General features: G+C 63.2%; 18 protein-coding genes and 3 tRNA genes. 6 read left to right on the forward strand and 15 right to left on the reverse strand.

Features of this window, described 5'->3' with window-relative positions; all coding sequences use genetic code 11:
- Positions 1 to 10: 10 nt before the first annotated feature.
- From MPN20_RS09905 to MPN20_RS09920, 4 genes are all read right to left on the reverse strand, one after another.
- The gene (locus MPN20_RS09905) at positions 11 to 658 is read right to left on the reverse strand and encodes a hypothetical protein (RefSeq protein ID WP_242781636.1); all 648 of its coding nucleotides are present in this window, start codon (positions 656 to 658) and stop codon (positions 11 to 13) included.
- A gap of 172 nt (positions 659 to 830) precedes the next feature.
- The gene (locus tag MPN20_RS09910; RefSeq protein ID WP_242781638.1) at positions 831 to 1,583 is read right to left on the reverse strand and encodes a pyrimidine reductase family protein; all 753 of its coding nucleotides are present in this window, start codon (positions 1,581 to 1,583) and stop codon (positions 831 to 833) included.
- 33 nt (positions 1,584 to 1,616) lie between these two features.
- Entirely contained in the window at positions 1,617 to 2,417 is an 801-nt protein-coding gene (locus tag MPN20_RS09915) for a family 1 encapsulin nanocompartment shell protein (RefSeq protein WP_242781640.1), read from the reverse strand.
- Entirely contained in the window at positions 2,414 to 3,526 is a 1,113-nt protein-coding gene (locus MPN20_RS09920; protein ID WP_242781641.1) for a Dyp-type peroxidase, read from the reverse strand. The genes MPN20_RS09915 and MPN20_RS09920 overlap by 4 nt, the downstream gene beginning before the upstream one ends.
- A 211-nt stretch (positions 3,527 to 3,737) precedes the next feature.
- Between MPN20_RS09920 and MPN20_RS09925 the strand changes: the two genes are divergently transcribed.
- Both MPN20_RS09925 and MPN20_RS09930 read left to right on the forward strand, forming a co-directional pair.
- Positions 3,738 to 4,112 (forward strand): DUF488 family protein, encoded by a 375-nt coding sequence (locus tag MPN20_RS09925; protein ID WP_242781642.1) that lies wholly within the window; start codon positions 3,738 to 3,740, stop codon positions 4,110 to 4,112.
- A 77-nt stretch (positions 4,113 to 4,189) separates the two neighbouring features.
- Positions 4,190 to 4,531: a hypothetical protein gene (locus MPN20_RS09930; protein WP_242781643.1), complete on the forward strand. Its 342-nt coding sequence runs from the start codon at positions 4,190 to 4,192 to the stop codon at positions 4,529 to 4,531.
- 68 nt (positions 4,532 to 4,599) lie between these two features.
- On the opposite strand, the gene MPN20_RS09935 is transcribed toward MPN20_RS09930, so the two are convergent.
- The 3 genes from MPN20_RS09935 to MPN20_RS09945 all read right to left on the reverse strand — a co-directional run bounded on the left by MPN20_RS09935 (position 4,600) and on the right by MPN20_RS09945 (position 6,014).
- On the reverse strand, positions 4,600 to 4,809 hold the full coding sequence (locus MPN20_RS09935) for a DUF5808 domain-containing protein (RefSeq protein ID WP_242781644.1): 210 nt from the start codon (positions 4,807 to 4,809) through the stop codon (positions 4,600 to 4,602).
- Positions 4,810 to 4,888: 79 nt separating this feature from the next.
- Positions 4,889 to 5,491, reverse strand: coding sequence for a dihydrofolate reductase family protein (locus MPN20_RS09940; RefSeq protein WP_242781645.1), 603 nt, complete (start codon positions 5,489 to 5,491; stop codon positions 4,889 to 4,891).
- A 28-nt stretch (positions 5,492 to 5,519) separates the two neighbouring features.
- Positions 5,520 to 6,014, reverse strand: a complete 495-nt coding sequence (locus MPN20_RS09945) for a helix-turn-helix domain-containing protein (RefSeq protein WP_242781646.1) — start codon at positions 6,012 to 6,014, stop codon at positions 5,520 to 5,522.
- Positions 6,015 to 6,091: 77 nt separating this feature from the next.
- Here MPN20_RS09945 and MPN20_RS09950 point away from each other — a divergent pair, with 77 nt between their 5' ends.
- On the forward strand, positions 6,092 to 7,438 hold the full coding sequence (locus MPN20_RS09950; protein ID WP_242781648.1) for an MFS transporter: 1,347 nt from the start codon (positions 6,092 to 6,094) through the stop codon (positions 7,436 to 7,438).
- 12 nt (positions 7,439 to 7,450) lie between these two features.
- On the opposite strand, the gene MPN20_RS09955 is transcribed toward MPN20_RS09950, so the two are convergent.
- Positions 7,451 to 7,810: a VOC family protein gene (locus tag MPN20_RS09955; protein WP_242781650.1), complete on the reverse strand. Its 360-nt coding sequence runs from the start codon at positions 7,808 to 7,810 to the stop codon at positions 7,451 to 7,453.
- A 175-nt stretch (positions 7,811 to 7,985) separates the two neighbouring features.
- Here MPN20_RS09955 and MPN20_RS09960 point away from each other — a divergent pair, with 175 nt between their 5' ends.
- Positions 7,986 to 9,359, forward strand: coding sequence for an NAD-dependent succinate-semialdehyde dehydrogenase (locus MPN20_RS09960; protein WP_242781652.1), 1,374 nt, complete (start codon positions 7,986 to 7,988; stop codon positions 9,357 to 9,359).
- Positions 9,360 to 9,464: 105 nt separating this feature from the next.
- On the opposite strand, the gene MPN20_RS09965 is transcribed toward MPN20_RS09960, so the two are convergent.
- Both MPN20_RS09965 and MPN20_RS09970 read right to left on the reverse strand, forming a co-directional pair.
- Positions 9,465 to 9,537: transfer RNA gene (locus MPN20_RS09965), tRNA-Ala, on the reverse strand.
- A gap of 79 nt (positions 9,538 to 9,616) precedes the next feature.
- Complete coding sequence (locus MPN20_RS09970; protein WP_242781654.1) at positions 9,617 to 10,066, reverse strand: MarR family transcriptional regulator; 450 nt, start codon at positions 10,064 to 10,066, stop codon at positions 9,617 to 9,619.
- A gap of 160 nt (positions 10,067 to 10,226) precedes the next feature.
- On the opposite strand from MPN20_RS09970, the gene MPN20_RS09975 reads away from it, so the two are divergent.
- Positions 10,227 to 11,444 carry an MFS transporter gene (locus MPN20_RS09975; RefSeq protein ID WP_242781661.1) on the forward strand — a complete coding sequence of 406 codons (1,218 nt, stop codon included), beginning with the start codon at positions 10,227 to 10,229 and terminating at the stop codon, positions 11,442 to 11,444.
- A gap of 12 nt (positions 11,445 to 11,456) precedes the next feature.
- Here MPN20_RS09975 and MPN20_RS09980 read toward each other — a convergent pair whose 3' ends face one another.
- Positions 11,457 to 12,971, reverse strand: coding sequence for a DHA2 family efflux MFS transporter permease subunit (locus MPN20_RS09980; RefSeq protein WP_242781664.1), 1,515 nt, complete (start codon positions 12,969 to 12,971; stop codon positions 11,457 to 11,459).
- Between the two features lie 340 nt (positions 12,972 to 13,311).
- Between MPN20_RS09980 and MPN20_RS09985 the strand changes: the two genes are divergently transcribed.
- Entirely contained in the window at positions 13,312 to 13,869 is a 558-nt protein-coding gene (locus MPN20_RS09985) for a hypothetical protein (protein ID WP_242781666.1), read from the forward strand.
- Between the two features lie 62 nt (positions 13,870 to 13,931).
- Here the strand turns inward: MPN20_RS09985 and MPN20_RS09990 are convergent.
- From MPN20_RS09990 to gyrA, 4 genes are all read right to left on the reverse strand, one after another.
- Positions 13,932 to 14,007: transfer RNA gene (locus MPN20_RS09990), tRNA-Ala, on the reverse strand.
- 151 nt (positions 14,008 to 14,158) lie between these two features.
- A tRNA-Ile gene (locus MPN20_RS09995) sits at positions 14,159 to 14,232 on the reverse strand.
- A gap of 110 nt (positions 14,233 to 14,342) precedes the next feature.
- A complete protein-coding gene (locus MPN20_RS17520) occupies positions 14,343 to 15,170 on the reverse strand; it encodes a DUF3566 domain-containing protein (RefSeq protein ID WP_242781668.1) in 828 nt (275 codons plus the stop codon).
- Complete coding sequence (gyrA, locus tag MPN20_RS10005; RefSeq protein WP_242781670.1) at positions 15,167 to 17,728, reverse strand: DNA gyrase subunit A; 2,562 nt, start codon at positions 17,726 to 17,728, stop codon at positions 15,167 to 15,169. The genes MPN20_RS17520 and gyrA overlap by 4 nt, the downstream gene beginning before the upstream one ends.
- Between the last annotated feature and the right edge of the window lie 15 nt (positions 17,729 to 17,743).

Here is a 17,743-nt window from a genome sequence, read left to right on the forward strand (position 1 = left end):
CGCGGGTCCACTACGTCGCGCGGCGTTTGGTCTGGGCTTCAACCGGGACGAGTGCCCAGAGTCCGAAAGCCAGCAGCACGAAGCCGGGGATGATGCCGCTGAGGACCGGGATGAAATCCGGGATCGAGGCGAAGAAGGCGATGAATCCGGCGACCCCGCAGGCGGCGACGACTGTCGCGAGGATGTGGAAGCGCGCGAGTGTGAAGATGTAGCCGAGCGCATAGAAATGGGTGCCGACGACGAACGCCACCCAGGCGACTCCGAGTTCGGGATGGCCGAGCCCGGTCAGGAGGCGAGCGCCTCCGAAGAGCGCGAGAGCCTCGACCATAACGACGATCCAGTAGCTTCTCCCGAAGGGATTGGTACTTCGCCCCACCGGAGTGCCCGAGGCGTCAGGAGGTGAATCCCCATCCGTGTTCGGCTGCGAGTCTGCGACGGGGCCCCGGCCACCCTTCATGCGTCCAAGGCTGCGCAGGGCAAAGAAGGCGATGACGGCGAAGACTGCGATCCCCACGACGAGGACGCAGATCCGGCCGACGGTCGAGAACTGGCCGCTGTTGACGATGAGGAACACAAGCCCAAAGGCGCCGCCGATGAGCGACCCGATCTCCGCCCCGGCAGCTGGCTGGGGTCGGTGGTACACCGTCTGGTTCGTCATCGTTCCATCCTGAGTGCTTGTCTTGTCCTGAATCCTCGCAGGGTGTGCGTTCCCGGTTCAGTCAATTGTGACACCCCGTGTGCCCCGATCCGTCACGATATACCGGAAATCCTCCCGTCTGTATCGACGGAGGCTCAAGGACTCACTGGACCGTGCGCTCGGTCGCGGTCAATCAGCTCTCGCGGCGATAAAGCAGGTAGAGATACCCATCGTCAGTGCTGTACAGCGAAGCCAGTGAGAGGTCGATCGGCGGGTCGAACTCGTCGCCGTGGAGGATTCTGGTCCCCTCACCCGCGATCAACGTCGGCGCTCTCGTCAGGCTCAGTTCGTCAACGCCGCAGGACCTCAGCAGGTCGGTGAACAAGCGTGGACCGCCTTCGCACACGATCCGGGACAGCCCACGGGAGACGAGCGCATCGATCGCCGCAGGCAGGTCCACGGATGACTGACCGGCCACGACCACCTCGGCGACCTGGGCTATTCTGTTCCGCGCATCAGCGGGGGCATCAGCACACGTGATGACAATGGTGCGCGCATGATCCGGAGCTTCGGTGAACAGCGGTGCGGAGACGTCGAGGTCCAAGGCGCGGGAGACCACGGCCATCGGTGCGGTGGGACCCCGACCCTCGCGCAGGTGACGCCACTGCGGATCGTCCTCGGCGGGACCGTAGTCCTCGATCCGAGCCGTGCCGGCACCCACGAGGATCACGTCGGCCAACGCCCGGTTGAGCGCGAACAGCGCCTTGTCCGTATCGTTGCCGAGCCCACCGGCGCGGCCGGAGATGGTAGCCGCCCCGTCGACAGAGGCCACGAACACGGCGCGCACCCACTTCGACACTGCCTCGGGGAAGGCGAAGGCCTCGGGCAGCGTGAGTGTCGCAGTCGGCGCGGGCAGGAGCCGTCTCACACGTGGATCGTCGGTCATGGACCACTCACCTCAGCGATGCATCGCACCTGGTCAGCGATGCAGGGGGACACTGGATTCGTCCGTCAGGGCGAGGAACCCGAAGGTCTCCTGGAGGTAGAGCTCGACGCTGTCGCCGTCGTGGCTGTGATAGCCGATCGACAGATCCTGGCCGAGGTGCAGCTCGTAGTCTCCGCCGCGCACCGACACGAGCAGCGCACCCTTGAGGGCCGGGGCCCAGATGATCTCTCCGTCGCCGAGCAGCCGTGAGAGGTGGTCACGGACCGGGTAGCCGTGGTCAGTCGATTCCGAGACCTTCGTGTACTCCTCGGAGGACAGCAGCAGGCTGTAAGGTCCGTCGACGCCGGCCATGCGCAGACCGCTCAGAGCCTGGGCCACGGAGTCGGCGAAGTCTTCGACGGCATCGGGGATCGTCACCGGAGCATTCGAGCTGCCGGGTACGATTCCACCGATTCCGGCAGCATCGAGGCCATGGAGGATGGCACGGTCCTCAGCCATCGCGATCGTCGTGGCCGCATCCTTGACCGGCTGCCAGTCGGAGTCGCCGGAGCCGCGTTCGACATCGTCGATAGCCTGCCGGGTGACGGTGAAAGGCACCCGCAGTTCGATGAATTCCTGCGAGATACGCTGCCTGATCGAAACATCGCTGCTCGCGGTTTCGAGGGTACGGATGTGGCCGGTGCCCACCGAAGAGGTCGCGAAGCCCGTGGGCCCCTCGACGTCGACGATGCGGCGGCCGGCGATGTTGCGCTTGAAGGTGCGGCGGGCTTCCTCTTCGATCTCTGCCCAGGCGGAGTCCGTGACTGGGGCGAGATCGCGATAGAGACTATTCACTGTCTACTCCTTTTGAGACTGCCTATTCCGAGACTGCCGTCGGAGACTTCCCGATCAGCCTCGTCGGCCGTGTGATCTGTGGGACCGGTGGACTCGTCTGATGAACTTGTCGCAGCGTCGTCCATTGGGGAACCGGCGGGGCTGTCACCGTCTTCGTCATCCCCCGGATCCTCGAGGAAATCCTGGGTCGGGACGTAGAAGAGGTTGCCGGTCTCAGCCGTTGAGAAGTCGAGGATGCGGTCGTAGGTGCCTGGCGGATCCCCGATGAACATGTTCTCCAGCATCTGCTCGGTCACCGACACGTCGCCGGCGTAGCCGATGAAGTACGTTCCGTACTCTCCGGACTCGACGGACCCGAAGACCATGTTGTCGCGCACGATCTTGTGTTCGGTGCCATCGTCGTCCTCGATGGTGTTGAGAATGAGGTGTGAGTTCGCGGCCTTATCGTCATCGTCGAACTCCATGTCGGAGAGCTTGTGCCGACCGAATGCCGCTTCCTGCTCCTCGACGCTCAGCGACTCCCACTCCTTCATATCGTGGGTGTACTTCTGCACGATGACGTAGCTGCCGCCCTCGCAGTCGGGATCCTCGGGACCGATGAAGGCCGAGTCGAGTGCCTCCTGATCCTCCGGGTTCTCAGTCCCGTCGACGAAGCCCATGATGTCGCGTTCATCGAAGTAGCGGAATCCGTGCACCTCGTCGACGACATCGACAGCTGCTCCGAGTTCGCCGATCATCAGCCGGGCGAGTTCGAAGCACAGGTCGATGCGCCGGGCGCGAATGTGGAAGAGGATGTCGCCGGGTGTCGAGGGTGCTGTGTGAGTATCGCCGCGCTGTTCGATGAAGGGGTGCAGCTGAGCGGGCCGCGGAAGCGAGTACATGCGGTCCCACAACGCAGCGCCGATGCCGGTGACGCAGCTCAGGTTGTCTTCGCGCGAGCGGAATCCCACTGTGCGCACGAGTCCGCTGACATCTCCGAGAAAGTCCTTGACCTCGGCTTCAGCACCGGGGTGGACGGTGACGACGAGGAAGATCGCCGAGGGAGTCGGAGGGCCCAGGACGCGCTGAGGGGTTCTCCCATTCGGAAGTGCCACGTTCTGTACCGTCACGCCATCATCTCCTCGTTCACATGAATGGTTCTCGAGGTGCTGTGCATCATCGCAATGGTGCCTGGCTGGTCAGTATACGCCTCCTCTGACAATGGCCGGCCGCCGATCTGACAACGGGAAATGTCCGTTTTCCACAGCCGTGAGCGCACTCCCTTGCCTCCCACTTCGTCTGTCCTACACTGGGGACAGGACGACAGTTCGGAGATCGATCATGACCCAGAAGCATCCGGTTCAGGTTCGGCGGGCCTACGACGACCCGGCCCAGAACGACGGCACCCGGATCCTCGTCGACCGGATATGGCCGCGCGGGGTGAGCAAGGACAAAGCTGAGCTCGACGACTGGCTCAAAGACCTCGCCCCTTCCAGCGATCTGCGCAAGTGGTACTCCCACGATCCCGACAAATTCGAGGAATTCTCCCGCAGATACCGCGAGGAGCTCAAGGACGATGACCACGCCGATGCACTCAAGCAGCTCAAGGAGTACGCGAAGAAGGGAAAATTGACCCTCATCACGGCTTCGAAGCGCGACGACATCAGTGACGCAACGGTGCTCAAACAGGTGCTCGACGGCAAGAAATCGGGCTGAGGCACGGACACCGAACACATTGACGACGCGGCGATGACGAACCACAGCCGCGAGCACAGACGAGACGAGGACGAGACATGAGCGAGATCGAACCGGACACCCGGGATTGGGCGGACGTGCTGGAAGCCGGGTGCACCGAATGCGGATTCACCGGCGACGAGGATGTCAGTGCCGTCCCCGACTACGCCTCAACCTCGGCGGAGGTCTGGAACGAGGTCCTGGCCAGGCCCAATGCCGCCGAACGGACCCAGCCGGACCGGTGGTCCGACGTCGAGTACGCGGCTGAGCTGTCCCAGATCTCCGGGGACCAGTGGGATCGCGTCGGCTACCGCGCCGATGGGCGGGAGTTCACCGTGACCTCATTGACTCGCTACGGGTTGCACGAGCTCAGGCACCACCTGCAGGACGTCGGCGCCTGAGCGACGTTTTTGCCTGACCGACGTCGTCGGTGCCCAAACGAAATTGGCGATGACCGATCGAGCCCAAGTCAGAAGAAGATGCCCCACACCAGGATGGCGATGACAACGATGAGGACCAGCAGCGACCATGGACTGCCGAAGTTGAGCGACCATCCGATGCCGAAACGCTTCGGAATCAGAAACGAAGGGTCCTGGGGACAGAAGTAGAAGAGTCCGAGCTTCCAGTTCGCATCATCATCGCGAAGCTGCTTCCTGCGTTCCTTGCTCACTGGGCTCATGCATGTTCCCTTCTTCGCCGCGAATAGTTCGTCGCGGGCTTGGAGTGCTCGAATCGGTGTCGCTTCGCTCGAACAGGCGTCAGACGCTGTCACCTGATCGAGCGTAGCGCAGCAGGGTCATCCCTCCGGGGTAGGCGGTTGCCTCGGTCCGCGTCCATGTCTGGGTGTCGAATCCCGCATCGTGGCCCCACAGCGGAATTCCCGAGCCCAGAGTCACGGGCCCGAGTTTGATGATCAGCTCGTCGATCTCCGGTCGCAGGCTCGCGGCGAGGCTGCCTCCGCCGACAAGCCAGATGCCCTTACCCGGTTCACTCTTGAGCTGCCTGATCCGCTCGACCGGATCGCCGCTGACGACTTCAACGTCTGAATCTGCTGCAGACCCCAGGGTCCTCGAGAACACCAGGTGACGCAGATGAGGATAGGCGTCCGGAATTCCGGCAGCCAGGCCGAGCTCAAAGGAACGCCGCCCCTCGACCACAGTGTCGAAACGGTGGCCGGGGTCGCTGATTCCCAGCGCCTGGCGGGCCGGACCGGGCAGGGTCTCGGGAAATTCGGAGCGGATGAAGTCGAGGTAGTCCTCGGTGATCGGCCACCACGAACTGGGGTCACCGCCATCCGGGCCTGCGATGAAGCCATCAAGAGATGAGGCGACGAAATAGCTCAGTCTTCGTTGATCGGGCATCGTTGCTCCTCGGCGTTTCTGAGTCAGTCTAAACCAGCGAACCCTCCGGTCCGAGAGTCACGCGAACGTTCTTCCACGGCTTCACCCAGGTCATCGCCTCGGCCACAAGCCTCTCACCGCATGAGCTGCACACCTCACCGTGGGTGGTCTCCTCACCGCATGTTTCGTGGATCATCGCCATGTGCCCGCCTCCAGCGGGCATCGCGGTGTGCTTCTCTCCCCAGAGCGCGAGCTGCTGCAGGATCGGCAGCAGATCGGCCGCAGCCTCGGTGCCAGCGTATTCCTGGCGGGTGCGTGCACCATCCTGGTAGTCGACCCGCTTCAGCAGACCGGCATCGACCATCGAATGTAGGCGTCGGCTGAGCACCGCTTCGGAAATGTTCAAACCCTCACGGAGTGCATCGAAGCGACTGCGCCCGTGGAGGACGTCACGGACGATGAGCAGCACCCAGGGGTCGCCGAGCACATCGAGCGACCTCCCGATGGGGCAGAGCGCCTCGGACCAGTCTGATCTCAGCGGCATGAGCGCTTTCCTTTCTTCAGCGAAGTCTGGTTATACTGCCTCCAGTGTAACTTCTTTCAAGAAAGTATGAGGGTTCGATGTCGACCACTCCAGTGGGCCCCCGTGATGCCCGGACTCGCAAGCGCCGTCGCATCCACCCCGCCTGGTGGGTGGCTGCCGTCGCATTCCTCGCGCTTCTGGCCGCAGCAGGTTTCAGGGCTGCCCCGGGCGCTTTGATGATCCCGCTCCACAATGACTTCGGCTGGTCGATGAGCGTCATGTCTCTGGCGGTGAGCCTCAACCTCATCTTCTATGGACTCACGGCCCCTTTCGCCGCTGCACTCATGGATCGCTTCGGCATTCGCCAGATCGTCGCCCTTGCCCTCACCCTCGTCGCGGCGGGCGCCGGCGGCAGCGTGATCATGACTGCTTCGTGGCAGCTGCTGATCTTCTGGGGCGTGCTCATCGGGCTGGGCACGGGTTCGATGGCCATGGTCTTCGCCGCAACCATCGCCAATCGATGGTTCATCCACCGTCGTGGACTGGTGATGGGCATACTCACCGCCGGCTCGGCCACCGGTCAGCTGATCTTCCTGCCTCCGGTCGCCGCGATCGCGGAATCGACCGGGTGGCGCCCGGCGTCCCTGCTCATCGCCGGGGCGGCGCTCATAGCCGTGCCGGTCGTGTGGTTCGTCCTGCGCGACCACCCGGAAGACCGCGGAGTTCTGCCCTACGGCGCCGATCCCGAGACCTATGTTCCGGAGGAGCGGCCCACAGGCGGAGCCGCCAAGCGCGCCTTCTCCGGCCTGGCCTTCGCTGCTCGCCATCGTTCGTTCTGGGCCCTGGCCATTGCGTTCGCCATCTGCGGGGCGACGACCAACGGCCTCATCGGCATCCACTTCATTCCGTCCGCTTACGATCACGGAATGCCGACGACCACTGCGGCGGGCCTGCTCGCGGTCGTCGGAGTCTTCGACATCGCCGGCACCGTGTTCTCCGGGTGGCTGACCGATAAATTCGACCCGCGCATCCTCCTCCTCACGTACTACACATTCCGCGGAGTCGGACTCCTGCTCCTGCCGTGGCTGCTCTCGGACATCGTCCACCCGTCCATGGTGCTCTTCATCGTCATCTACGGCCTCGACTGGGTCGCGACCGTTCCGCCCACCTCGGCGCTGTGCCGTGAGGTCTTCGGCGATCGAGGCACGATCGTCTTCGGCTGGGTCTTCGCCGCTCACCAGCTCGGTGCTGCGGCTGCCGCATTCGGGGCCGGGGTCATCCGCGACGTCTTCGGCGAGTACACGTATGCCTGGTGGGGCGGGGCCGTGATGTGCGCGGTCGCTGCCGCCCTGTCGTTCGCGGTCAGGCGCAATCGTCAGGTACGGGAGCGTACGATCATCCCCGCCGAGGCGGCTGCTCCGATGGCAGCGCAGACCGACGACTGAACCCCACCCGGTTCAGTCGGTGGCAGGCTCCCACAGTTCGATGCGGTTGCCCTCCGGATCGCGGATCCAGCCGAAGCGGCCGACGCCCTCCATCTCCTGGATCTCCTCGTCCACGTCCACATTGGCCGCCCTCAGCTGGGCGAGCATGGCAGCGAGGTTCGGAACCCGGAAGTTGAGCATGCTCTGCTGGTCGCCGGGTCCGAAGTAGTCGGTATCGGCTGGGAAGGACGCGAAGACTGTCGGACCTGCCTGCTGCTGCCACAGCCCGTGTTCGCCGAAGTCCAGGCCGAGCACATCCCTATACCAGGACAACAGAGTCTCCGGGTTCTTCGCTCGGAAGAAGTAACCGCCGATTCCGCTCACGTGTTCCATGCGGACAATCGTCAGTCGCGCAGACCCGGGTGTCAAGCACCAGTATCAAACGCACCGAGAGTCGTCGGCGGTGAGGCCACAGATAGCACGATCACGTCTCACGATGGAGCGGGAATTGCCCGGCGTTTGAGCGTGTTGTCATACTTAGGTGAAACTATTCGCGAAAGGACGTTCTATGAGCAAGTTCGCAGTCACAAATGCCAACACCGGCGAGGTCGAGGAAGAGTTCGCCTCCGTCGCTAAGGAAGACATCCCCGGCTACATCGATCGTGCCCACGAGGCCCACCTTTCGTGGAAGGAGACGCCGCTGCATGAGCGCAGCACGATCCTCCGGAAGTTCGCCGATCTTGTCGATGCCAATGCCGACGAGATGGCCGATATCATCGGTCGCGAAATGGGCAAGGTCAAGAAGCAGGGCCTCGGCGAGGTGGACAAGGTCGCTCGCACGGCCCGCTGGATGGCCGACAACGCCGCCACTCACCTGGCTCCCACCCACCTTGCCGCAGCCGGTGCAGCCAGCAGCTATGTCCGCCACCAGCCGCTGGGCGTGCTGCTGGGCATCATGCCGTGGAACTTCCCCTATAACCAGATCGCGCGCTTCGTGCTGCCCAACCTCATGGTCGGCAACGCGATCATCATGAAGCAGGCCTCGATCTGCCCGAAGTCCTCACAGTACTTCGAGGACCTCCTCACCGAGGCGGGTCTGCCCAAGGGCGTGTACCAGAACATCTACCTCGACAGCTCACACGCCGAAGAGATCCTCAAGGACTTCCGCGTCAAGGGCTTCTCGCTCACCGGCTCCGAGGGAGCGGGTGCTTCTGTGGCCTCTATCGCTGCGAAGTACTACAAGCGCGCCGTCCTCGAACTCGGCGGCAACGATCCTGCGGTCGTCCTCGACTCGAAGGATGTGCCGGCACTGGCCAAGAAGCTCGTCGGCCTGCGTCTGGCGAATGCCGGTCAGGTCTGCACCTCACCGAAGCGCATGATCGTCGTCGATGATCTCTACGACGAGTTCCTCGCCGAGGCCGTCAAGGCCGCAGAGGCAACCAAGGTCTCGACCTACGACGACCCCGATGTCGGTATGGGCCCTGTCTCCTCCGAGGGTGCTCGCGATGAGATCGTGGCCATGATCGAGAAGGCCGTCGCCGATGGTGCCACGCTGCACACCGGTGGCAAGAAGCTCGACCGTCCGGGTTGGTTCATGTCGCCAGCTGTTATCTCCGACATCGATCCCAAGTCCGACCTGGGCTGCAACGAGCTCTTCGGCCCCGCAGTCATGGTCTACCGGGCCAAGGACGAAGAGGATGCGCTGCGTCTGGCCAATGACACCGAATACGGTCTCATGAGCTCGGTGTGGACCGATGACCTCGAAAAGGGCGAGCGTTTCGCCGCCAAGGTCAACGCCGGCATGACGCTCATCAACGGACACATGGAATCCGGTCCGGAATACCCCTTCGGCGGCATCAACCGCTCGGGCTATGGCCGCGAGAATGCCCAGTGGGCCTTCCAGGCGTTCACGAACGATCACCTCATCCGCGTCCACGCCTGAGGATCGATCTTCACATAACTGAATAGACAAAGATCCCGCCGACAGCGTCCATATCGCTGTCGGCGGGATCTTCTTTTACGAGTGCTGTCTCAATAGCTTCTCGAGTGGAGGTAAGGGGACTCGAACCCCTAACCCCCTGCTTGCAAAGCAGGTGCGCTACCAATTGCGCCATACCCCCTCAGAGCACAGACCGACTTTACCCGGTCATGGGTTGACTGCGCAATTGCACGGGCGTGCGAGGACTCCGCCACCAGAGCCTAAGCCTGCACCACCTCGGAATGCAGCGCCGTGACCAGGGGTCCCAGTTCCGGCACTTCGCCAGCTTCGGCCAACGCCTCTTCGAGGACCCGATCATGCGTGGGTCGAGCAGCTTCGAACAGCTTCCATCCAGCATCGGTGAGTTCAGTGTAGATTCCCCGGCGGTCGTCATCGCAGAGGATCCTCGTCAGCAGTCCGCGATCCTCCAGCCGTGTGACAAGACGCGTCGTGGCACTGCTCGACAGGGCTGCCGCACGCGCCAGCTGCCGCATGCGCATGTGCCAGCCGTCCTGCCGGCTGAGTGCATCCAGCACGGTGTATTCGACGACCGAAAGCTGATGTTCGCGCTGCAGCGAACGCTCCAACTCGGTCTCGATCAATGCGTGCAGAGCGGCAAGTGTGCGCCAGCCACGAGACCGGATCTCGACCGCGTCATCCCTGATGCCCATGTATTTCTCCTTCGGATCGCCTTCATCACAGAATACACCACTTGCGCGGATATAGCGCGTGTGCAAGTATTAATACCGTTGCGTTTGCAACTACTGCATACGCCTTCTATTGCACACGCGCCGAGGCAGACCGCTTCCTTGGTGCGAAAGGAGAGACACCATGCCACTCGCACTGCTCGCACTCGCCATCGGCGGGTTCGGAATCGGACTCACGGAGTTCGTCATCATGGGGCTGCTGCCCGAGGTATCCGCTGACTTCGGTGTCACCGAGACCGTCGCAGGCTATCTCATCTCCGGCTATGCCCTCGCCGTCGCGGTCGGAGCGATACTGCTGACTGTGGCGATGACCAAGCTCAACCGCAAGACGGCGCTCATCGGCCTCATGGTCCTCTTCATCATCGGCAATGTCCTCTCCGCCCTCGCACCGAGCTACGAGGTCATGATGCTCGGCCGTATTATCGCAGCCCTCTGCCACGGTGCCTTCTTCGGCATCGGCTCGGTCGTGGCCGCTGGACTCGTCGCGCCGCATCGTCAGGCCGCCGCCATCTCGATGATGTTCGCGGGCCTCACGACCGCCAATGTGCTCGGCGTCCCGCTGGGGACGTTCCTCGGCCAGGCCACCGGTTGGCGCTCGACCTTCTGGGCCATCAGCATCATCGGCGTCATCGCTCTCTCCGGGATCGTCGCTCTCATCCCCGCCGCAGCCGCACAGGCGAAATCAACGGGCGGCATTCTCAGCGAGTTCCGCATCTTCGCCAGCGGACAGGTCTGGGCCTCGATCCTCATCACGATCTTCGGCTACGGAGGAATGTTCGGTGCCTTCAGCTACATGGCGTTCACTCTCACCGGAGTCACCGGATTCGCCAGTTCGACCGTTCCCTGGCTGTTGGTCCTCTTCGGAGTCGGACTGTTCGTCGGCAACATGCTCGGCGGAAGAGCAGCGGACAAGAACCTCGGCAGGACACTTCTGGTCCTGCTCGTCGGGCTCGTCATCATCCTGGCTGTGTTCTCCCAGATCGCCGGAAGCCAGATCGCCACGATCATCGCCCTGGTCTTCATGGGCGGGTTCGGATTCGCCACGGTGCCCGCGATGCAGATGCGCATCATGCGTCACTCCCAGGCTGCACCGACACTCGGATCGGGCGCCAACATCGCGGCGTTCAATGTGGGCAACGCCTTCGGAGCCTGGATCGGCGGCATCACCATCGCCGCCGGACTCGGCTACTCGTCACCGCTCTGGGCCGGTTCCCTGGTCACCGTGGCAGGTCTCATCGTCTTCCTCATCGGCGGTCTCGCCCGCGGAGGGGAGCTGCGCCGCGACTCGGCCGATACCGAGCCCACCCTCGAGGCGGAACCCGCCCACAGTCCCCAGGGCTGAACGACCTTCAGGTCATTCGGCGGGTGCCTCGGGAACCAGGGAAACCACCTCGGCGGGGGTGTCCTCCTGATCTTCGGGCTTGCGGATGAAGAAGGAGAGCACGACGGGCACCAGGGCGATGCACGCGGCCAGCAGGAACGCGGACTGCGCGCCCGGTGCTCCAGCCTCGGGCACGCTCTGACCGGCCGCCTGGCCCGAGTGCAGAGCCGAGGAGTAGATCGAGATGAGCAGGGCAGTGCCCGCGGCTCCTGCGACCTGCTGCAAGGTGTTCAGCGCTGCCGAACCGTGCGAGTACAGCTTCCGCTCGAGAGATCCCAGCGAGGCGGAGAACAACGGGGTGAACGAAGCGGCAAGACCCAGGGACATGACGGTCTGGATGACCACGAGGACCCACGTCGGAGTGCCCACGACGACCGTGGAATACGCGAACATCGCAGCGGCGATCATGATCGAACCCGGCACCAGCAGCGTCCGCGGTCCACGAGCGTCGTAGATGCGTCCCATGATCGGGGCCAGAACGCCCATCAGGATCGAACCGGGCAGAAGAACGAGACCGGACTGGGTGGCGTTGAGTCCGGCGACGTTCTGCAGGTACAGCGGCAGCAGCGAGAAGGTTCCGAACATGGCAAGGGCGACGACGGCCATGATGATTACGGCGATCACGTAGTTGCGGGAGGCGAACACCCGCAGGTCGAGCAGGGCGCGGTCACCGCGTTGGAGGAAGAGCTGGCGCCACACGAAGAGCGCAAGGAATACGATGCCGGCGGCGATCGTACCCCAGGCCAGTCCCGTCGTGGACGATCCGCCCGCCGCGGCGTCGTGGCCCCCGCCGAACTGGCTGAGTCCGAATACGATCCCACCGAAGGCGAAGACCGAGAGGATGATCGAGACGACGTCGATGGGGGCGTGAGTGCTCTCGCCGAGGTTGGTCATCCATTTGGCGCCGAGTGCGAGGGCGATCAGACCGATCGGCAGAACGATGCCGAAGAGCCAGCGCCAGCCGAGGGAGTCGAGGACGATTCCGGACATCGTCGGACCGATGGCAGGGGCGAGCGAGATGACGAGGCCTACGCGGCCCATCATCCGACCGCGGGAGTGGGGCGGGACCACGTTCATCATTGTCGTCATCAGCAGCGGCATCATGATGCCCGTGCCACCGGCCTGAACGACGCGGCCGACGAGGAGCAGGCCGAAGCCCGGGGACACGAGGCAGATCAGGGTGCCCGAAGTGAAGAGGATCATCGCGGCCAGGAAGATCTGGCGAGTGGTGAACCGTTGGAGCAGGAAGCCCGTCGTCGGAATCACGACAGCCATCGTGAGCATGAATGCGCTGGTCAGCCACTGGCCCAGCTCGGGAGGGATTCCGAGTGAGACGTTGAGCTCCGGGATGGCGATGGCCATCGTCGTCTCATTGAGGATGGCCACGAAGGCGGCCACCAGGAGCAACCAGATGACGCGCATTCCAGCAGGATCGATGGTGTCAGTGTGCGTCTCATGCGCGTGTGTTTGTGAGCTGTCGCGGGACATGAAGGTGCTCCGATCAGAGATGTGATTGAGTCGCCGAGGTGGGGGCGAGCCTCTGCTCGCAGCAGCCGAGACCGCGCGCAGACACAGAGGTCAACGGCAATCAACAGTAACCTATTCCGCAGCCACCACAATTCGTGGAGATCTCCACTTCAGGCACCGACGATCTGCGGTACCGCGGGACGTTGAGCCGAGCTGGGCTCACCATCGCGACATCGCGCGGAAGTTCACCGAACAGCCATCTTCCTTCGTTGTGGGTCGTCCGTTCGGCTGCTAGCGTCGACGGCGGAAGCGATGTGCTTCCTGTCACATTGTCGAGCGGAACGAACGGATGAGTAAGAATATGACTCTCAAGATCGTCACCACGAAGACCCTGGCGACTGCAATGATCGCCGGAACCGCCATGTTCGGCGGCACTACGTTCGCCACAGCAGCGGGAGCTTCAACCCCCGCGCCAGGTGGAGCGAGCGCCGAGGCCGGACAGGCGGCACCGGAAGCTGACGTGAAATTCGACAGCATCGGAGACTTCCTCCACCACTACCAGGGCCAGGCCCTAGCCAATTCGCAGGGTACCTTCCAGGGCGAATGCGTGAGCCTGATCTCCCGCGCCCTCGAGGAAGTCCACGGCGTCGATCACGGCGCTTGGGGCAACGCCGTCGACTATCAGAAGGGCAGCATCGGCGGCCAGCACATGGCGGCGAACGGCTTCACCTGGCACACCGACCAGAAGTTCGAGAACGGCGACATCCTCGTCTGGGGTGACGGCCCTCAGACCTCTGCCTACGGGCATATCGGAATCTACTACGAGGGCCAGGTCTGGCAGCAGAACTTCAACGGTGATCGGACACTCCAGCCCTACAACGGCACGATCGACGCCTACCTGGGCTACTGGCGCGCCTGAGGCCGACCAGCCTGACAACGACGAAGGCTCCGGACCGCAGTGGTCCGGAGCCTTCATATCTCTGGTGGAGGTAAGGGGACTCGAACCCCTAACCCCCTGCTTGCAAAGCAGGTGCGCTACCAATTGCGCCATACCCCCAGAAGGGATTCACCTTCACACCGAATCGGTGTGTTCGGACCATTCGGCTTGGGCACTCTGATTACCGTGCCGCCACCGGAAGAAAACTCCGAGTCCCACAAGTGTGAGACCGCTGAGAATCCATTTCTTCATGATCCTCCTCGAAAGGATGTGGGCCTACCTGGACTTGAACCAGGGACCTCTTCGTTATCAGCGAAGCGCTCTAACCGCCTGAGCTATAGGCCCTTTTGAGGGTGAACCCGAAGTAAAACGATACCCAACCCCCTATGACAAACACAAATCCGGTGGCAGTGACTCGCCTCACATGCCACCGGATCGGTGCTGGTCATCAAGGATCAGTCGTCAGTGAGGGTCAGATGGAACCCGCCCGCGATGAGGGAACCGATGTTGTAGATGAATGCTGCGAGGGTCGACAGCGCCGTCATCAGAACGATGTTGATGACCGCGATGATGAATCCGGCCGCGACGACTCGGCCGAAGCCGAAGATGCCGATGAGCTTCTCCGCCGATTCCGCTCCGGCGAGCTCCGTCATCGTCGTCTCCAGACCGCTCATGACGCCGGTGGCCTGGAGGACGACCCAAAGGACGATGAACGCCACGATGGTCGCAATGCCGATGGCCACGGACATGAGGAACGACATCTTCATGACCGACCAGGGATCAACGGCCGAGACAGTCAGTCGGACCGTGCGCGGGCCCTTCTTCTTCTTGCCCTTGCCGCTGTCGACGATGTTCTTCACGCCCATCTTGACGCTGCCGGAGCTGGCGCGGACGGTGTTCGCGGCAGCTCCCATCGCCGAGGTGGCCGGACCATTCCCATTCGATGTCCGTTGCGAGCCGGTGGCCTGACCCGAGGGGGCAGATCCGCTCGCGGCTGCACCTCCGGAGGCCGGTCCACCGGCCGAGCCCGTGGCAGAACCTCCCGAGGGCGCCCGGTTGGGCTTCGGTGAGGCCTTGGGCGCGGGCGGCGCGACGACTGTGGGCTTCTCAGCCGAATATCCTGAGCTGCCGTTGGATCTGCCGTTGCCCGACCCGGTTCCGGAGGCAGGAGGCTGCCCGTTGCCGGTTTTATCGTCGGTCTTCGACGATCCTGCCGTCAGACGGGTGGAACCGCTTGATGTGCGGATGACCTTCCCTGAGCCTGGCTGTTTGTTGTCGCTCACTCTTCCACATCCTCGGTGCCGGTCTGAGGCTCTGCGACCTCACCCTCGGGTACGTCAGCTTCGTCTTCGTCGATTTCCTCGACTGCGGTCTCGGGCCCACGCGTTACTGCGATAATACGATCATTCTTGCCCGGCTTCGCGAACACCACACCCATCGTGTTGCGTCCCTTGGCCGGAACCTCGTCGATGTTCGACCGAACGATCTTACCGCGTTCCATCACGACGAGGACCTCTTCACCCTCATCGACGATGAGTCCGCCCACCAAGTCTCCGCGCTGTTCGGTGATCTTCGCAACTCGGATTCCCAGGCCGCCACGACCCTGGAGACGATACTCGTCGACGGGTGTGCGCTTCGCGTAGCCGCCTTCTGTGACCACGAAGACGTAGGTGTCGGGCTGGATGACGTCCATGGTCAGCAGCTCGTCGTCGTCCTTGAACTTCATGCCGGTCACACCGCCTGTGACACGACCCAGGGGACGGATCGAACCGTCGTCGGCAGCGAAGCGGATCGACATTCCCTTGCGGGAGATCATCAGCAGATGGTCCTCGGATCCGACGATGCGGGCGGAGACCAACTCATCCGGCTGCCCCTTGTACTCGCGCAGGTTGATCGCGATGACGCCGCCGGTGCGGTTCGAGTCGTACTCGCTCAAGCGGGTCTTCTTCACAACGCCGGAGCGTGTGGCGAGGATGAGGAATTCGGCTTCCTCGTAGTCTCTGATCGAGAGCACCTTGGCGATCGTCTCGCCCGGCTGGAGAGCCAGGAGGTTCGCGACGTGCTGACCCTTGGCATCGCGTGATCCCTCGGGCAGCTCGTAGGCCTTCGCCCGGTAGACCCGACCCGTGTTCGTGAAGAACAGCAGCCAGTTATGCGTCGAGGTGACGAAGAACTGCTCGACGACGTCGTCCCCGCGCAGGTTCGCCCCCTTGATGCCCTTGCCGCCCCGGTGCTGTGCCCGGTACAGGTGGTTCTGGGTGCGCTTGGCATACCCGCCGCGGGTGATGGTGACGACGACCTCTTCCTCCGGGATGAGGTCTTCCATCGACACGTCTCCGTCGAATCCGGCGAGGATCTTGGTTCGGCGGTCGTCACCGTAGCGCTCGACGATGTCGTCGAGTTCCTCGGACACGATCTCGCGCTGGCGAGCAGGAGTCGCGAGGATGTGATTGTATTCGGCGATCTGAGTCTCGATCTTGTCGGACTCTTCCTGGATCTTCAGGCGTTCCAGTGCGGCCAGACGGCGCAGCTGCAGATCAAGGATGGCATTGGCCTGGATCTCATCGACCTCGAGGAGCTCCATCAAACCTGTACGAGCCTCATCGGAGGACGGCGAACGACGGATCAGAGCAATGACCTCGTCGAGGGCATCGAGAGCCTTGAGGTAACCGCGCAGGATGTGAGCGCGCTCCTCCGCCTTGCGCAGACGGAACTCGGTGCGACGGACGATGACTTCGATCTGGTGCTTGACCCATAGGCGCAGGAACGAATCCAAGCTCAGGGTTCGCGGCACACTGTCGACGATCGCCAGCATGTTCGCAGAGAAGTTCTCCTGCAGCGAGGTGTGCTTGTAGAGGTTGTTGAGCACAACCTTCGCCACCGCATCGCGCTTGAGCACGATGACCAGACGCTGTCCGGTGCGTCCCGAGGACTCGTCACGCAGATCGGCGATGCCGGCGACCTTGCCGTCCTTGACGTAGGAGGCGATCTTCGCGGCCAGAGTGTCAGGGTTGACCATGTGCGGCAGTTCCGTGACGACCAGGCAGGTGCGGCCCTGGATCTCTTCGACCTCGACGACGGCGCGCTGCGTGATCGAACCGCGACCGGTGCGGTACATGTCCTCGATGCCTTTGCGACCCAGAATCGTCGCAGCCATCGGGAAGTCGGGGCCCTTGACGATGCCGAGCAGCGCCTCGAGTGCCTCTTCCTTGCTGACTTCGGGGTGGGAGAGAAGCCACTGAGCTCCGGCCGCGACCTCACGAAGGTTGTGCGGCGGGATGTTCGTGGCCATACCCACGGCGATGCCCGAGGAACCGTTGACCAGCAGGTTCGGGAACCGGGAGGGCAGAACCGTCGGCTCCTGGTTGCGACCGTCGTAGTTGTCCTGGAAGTCGACAGTGCCCTCTTCGATGTCCCTGACCATCTCAAGAGCCAACGGAGCCATCTTGCACTCGGTGTAACGGGGCGCAGCCGCGCCGTCATCGCCAGGGGAACCGAAGTTGCCCTGTCCGGCGACGAGCGGGTAGCGCATCGTCCACGGCTGCACGAGGCGGACCATCGCATCATAGATCGCCGTATCACCGTGCGGGTGGTACTGGCCCATGACGTCGCCGACGACGCGTGAGCACTTCGAGAAGTTGCGGTCCGGCCGGTAGCCGCCGTCGAACATCGCGTACAGCACACGCCGATGGACGGGCTTGAGTCCATCGCGGACATCCGGCAGGGCACGACCGACGATCACGCTCATCGCATAATCGAGGTACGACCTCTGCATCTCGAGATTGAGATCAACCTGTTCGACACGGTTGGTTTCGGTTCCGATATCGTTTTCGTCAGCCAATGTGGGCTCTTCCCT

Source organism: Brevibacterium sp. ZH18 (assembly GCF_022748595.1).
Taxonomy (GTDB): domain Bacteria; phylum Actinomycetota; class Actinomycetes; order Actinomycetales; family Brevibacteriaceae; genus Brevibacterium.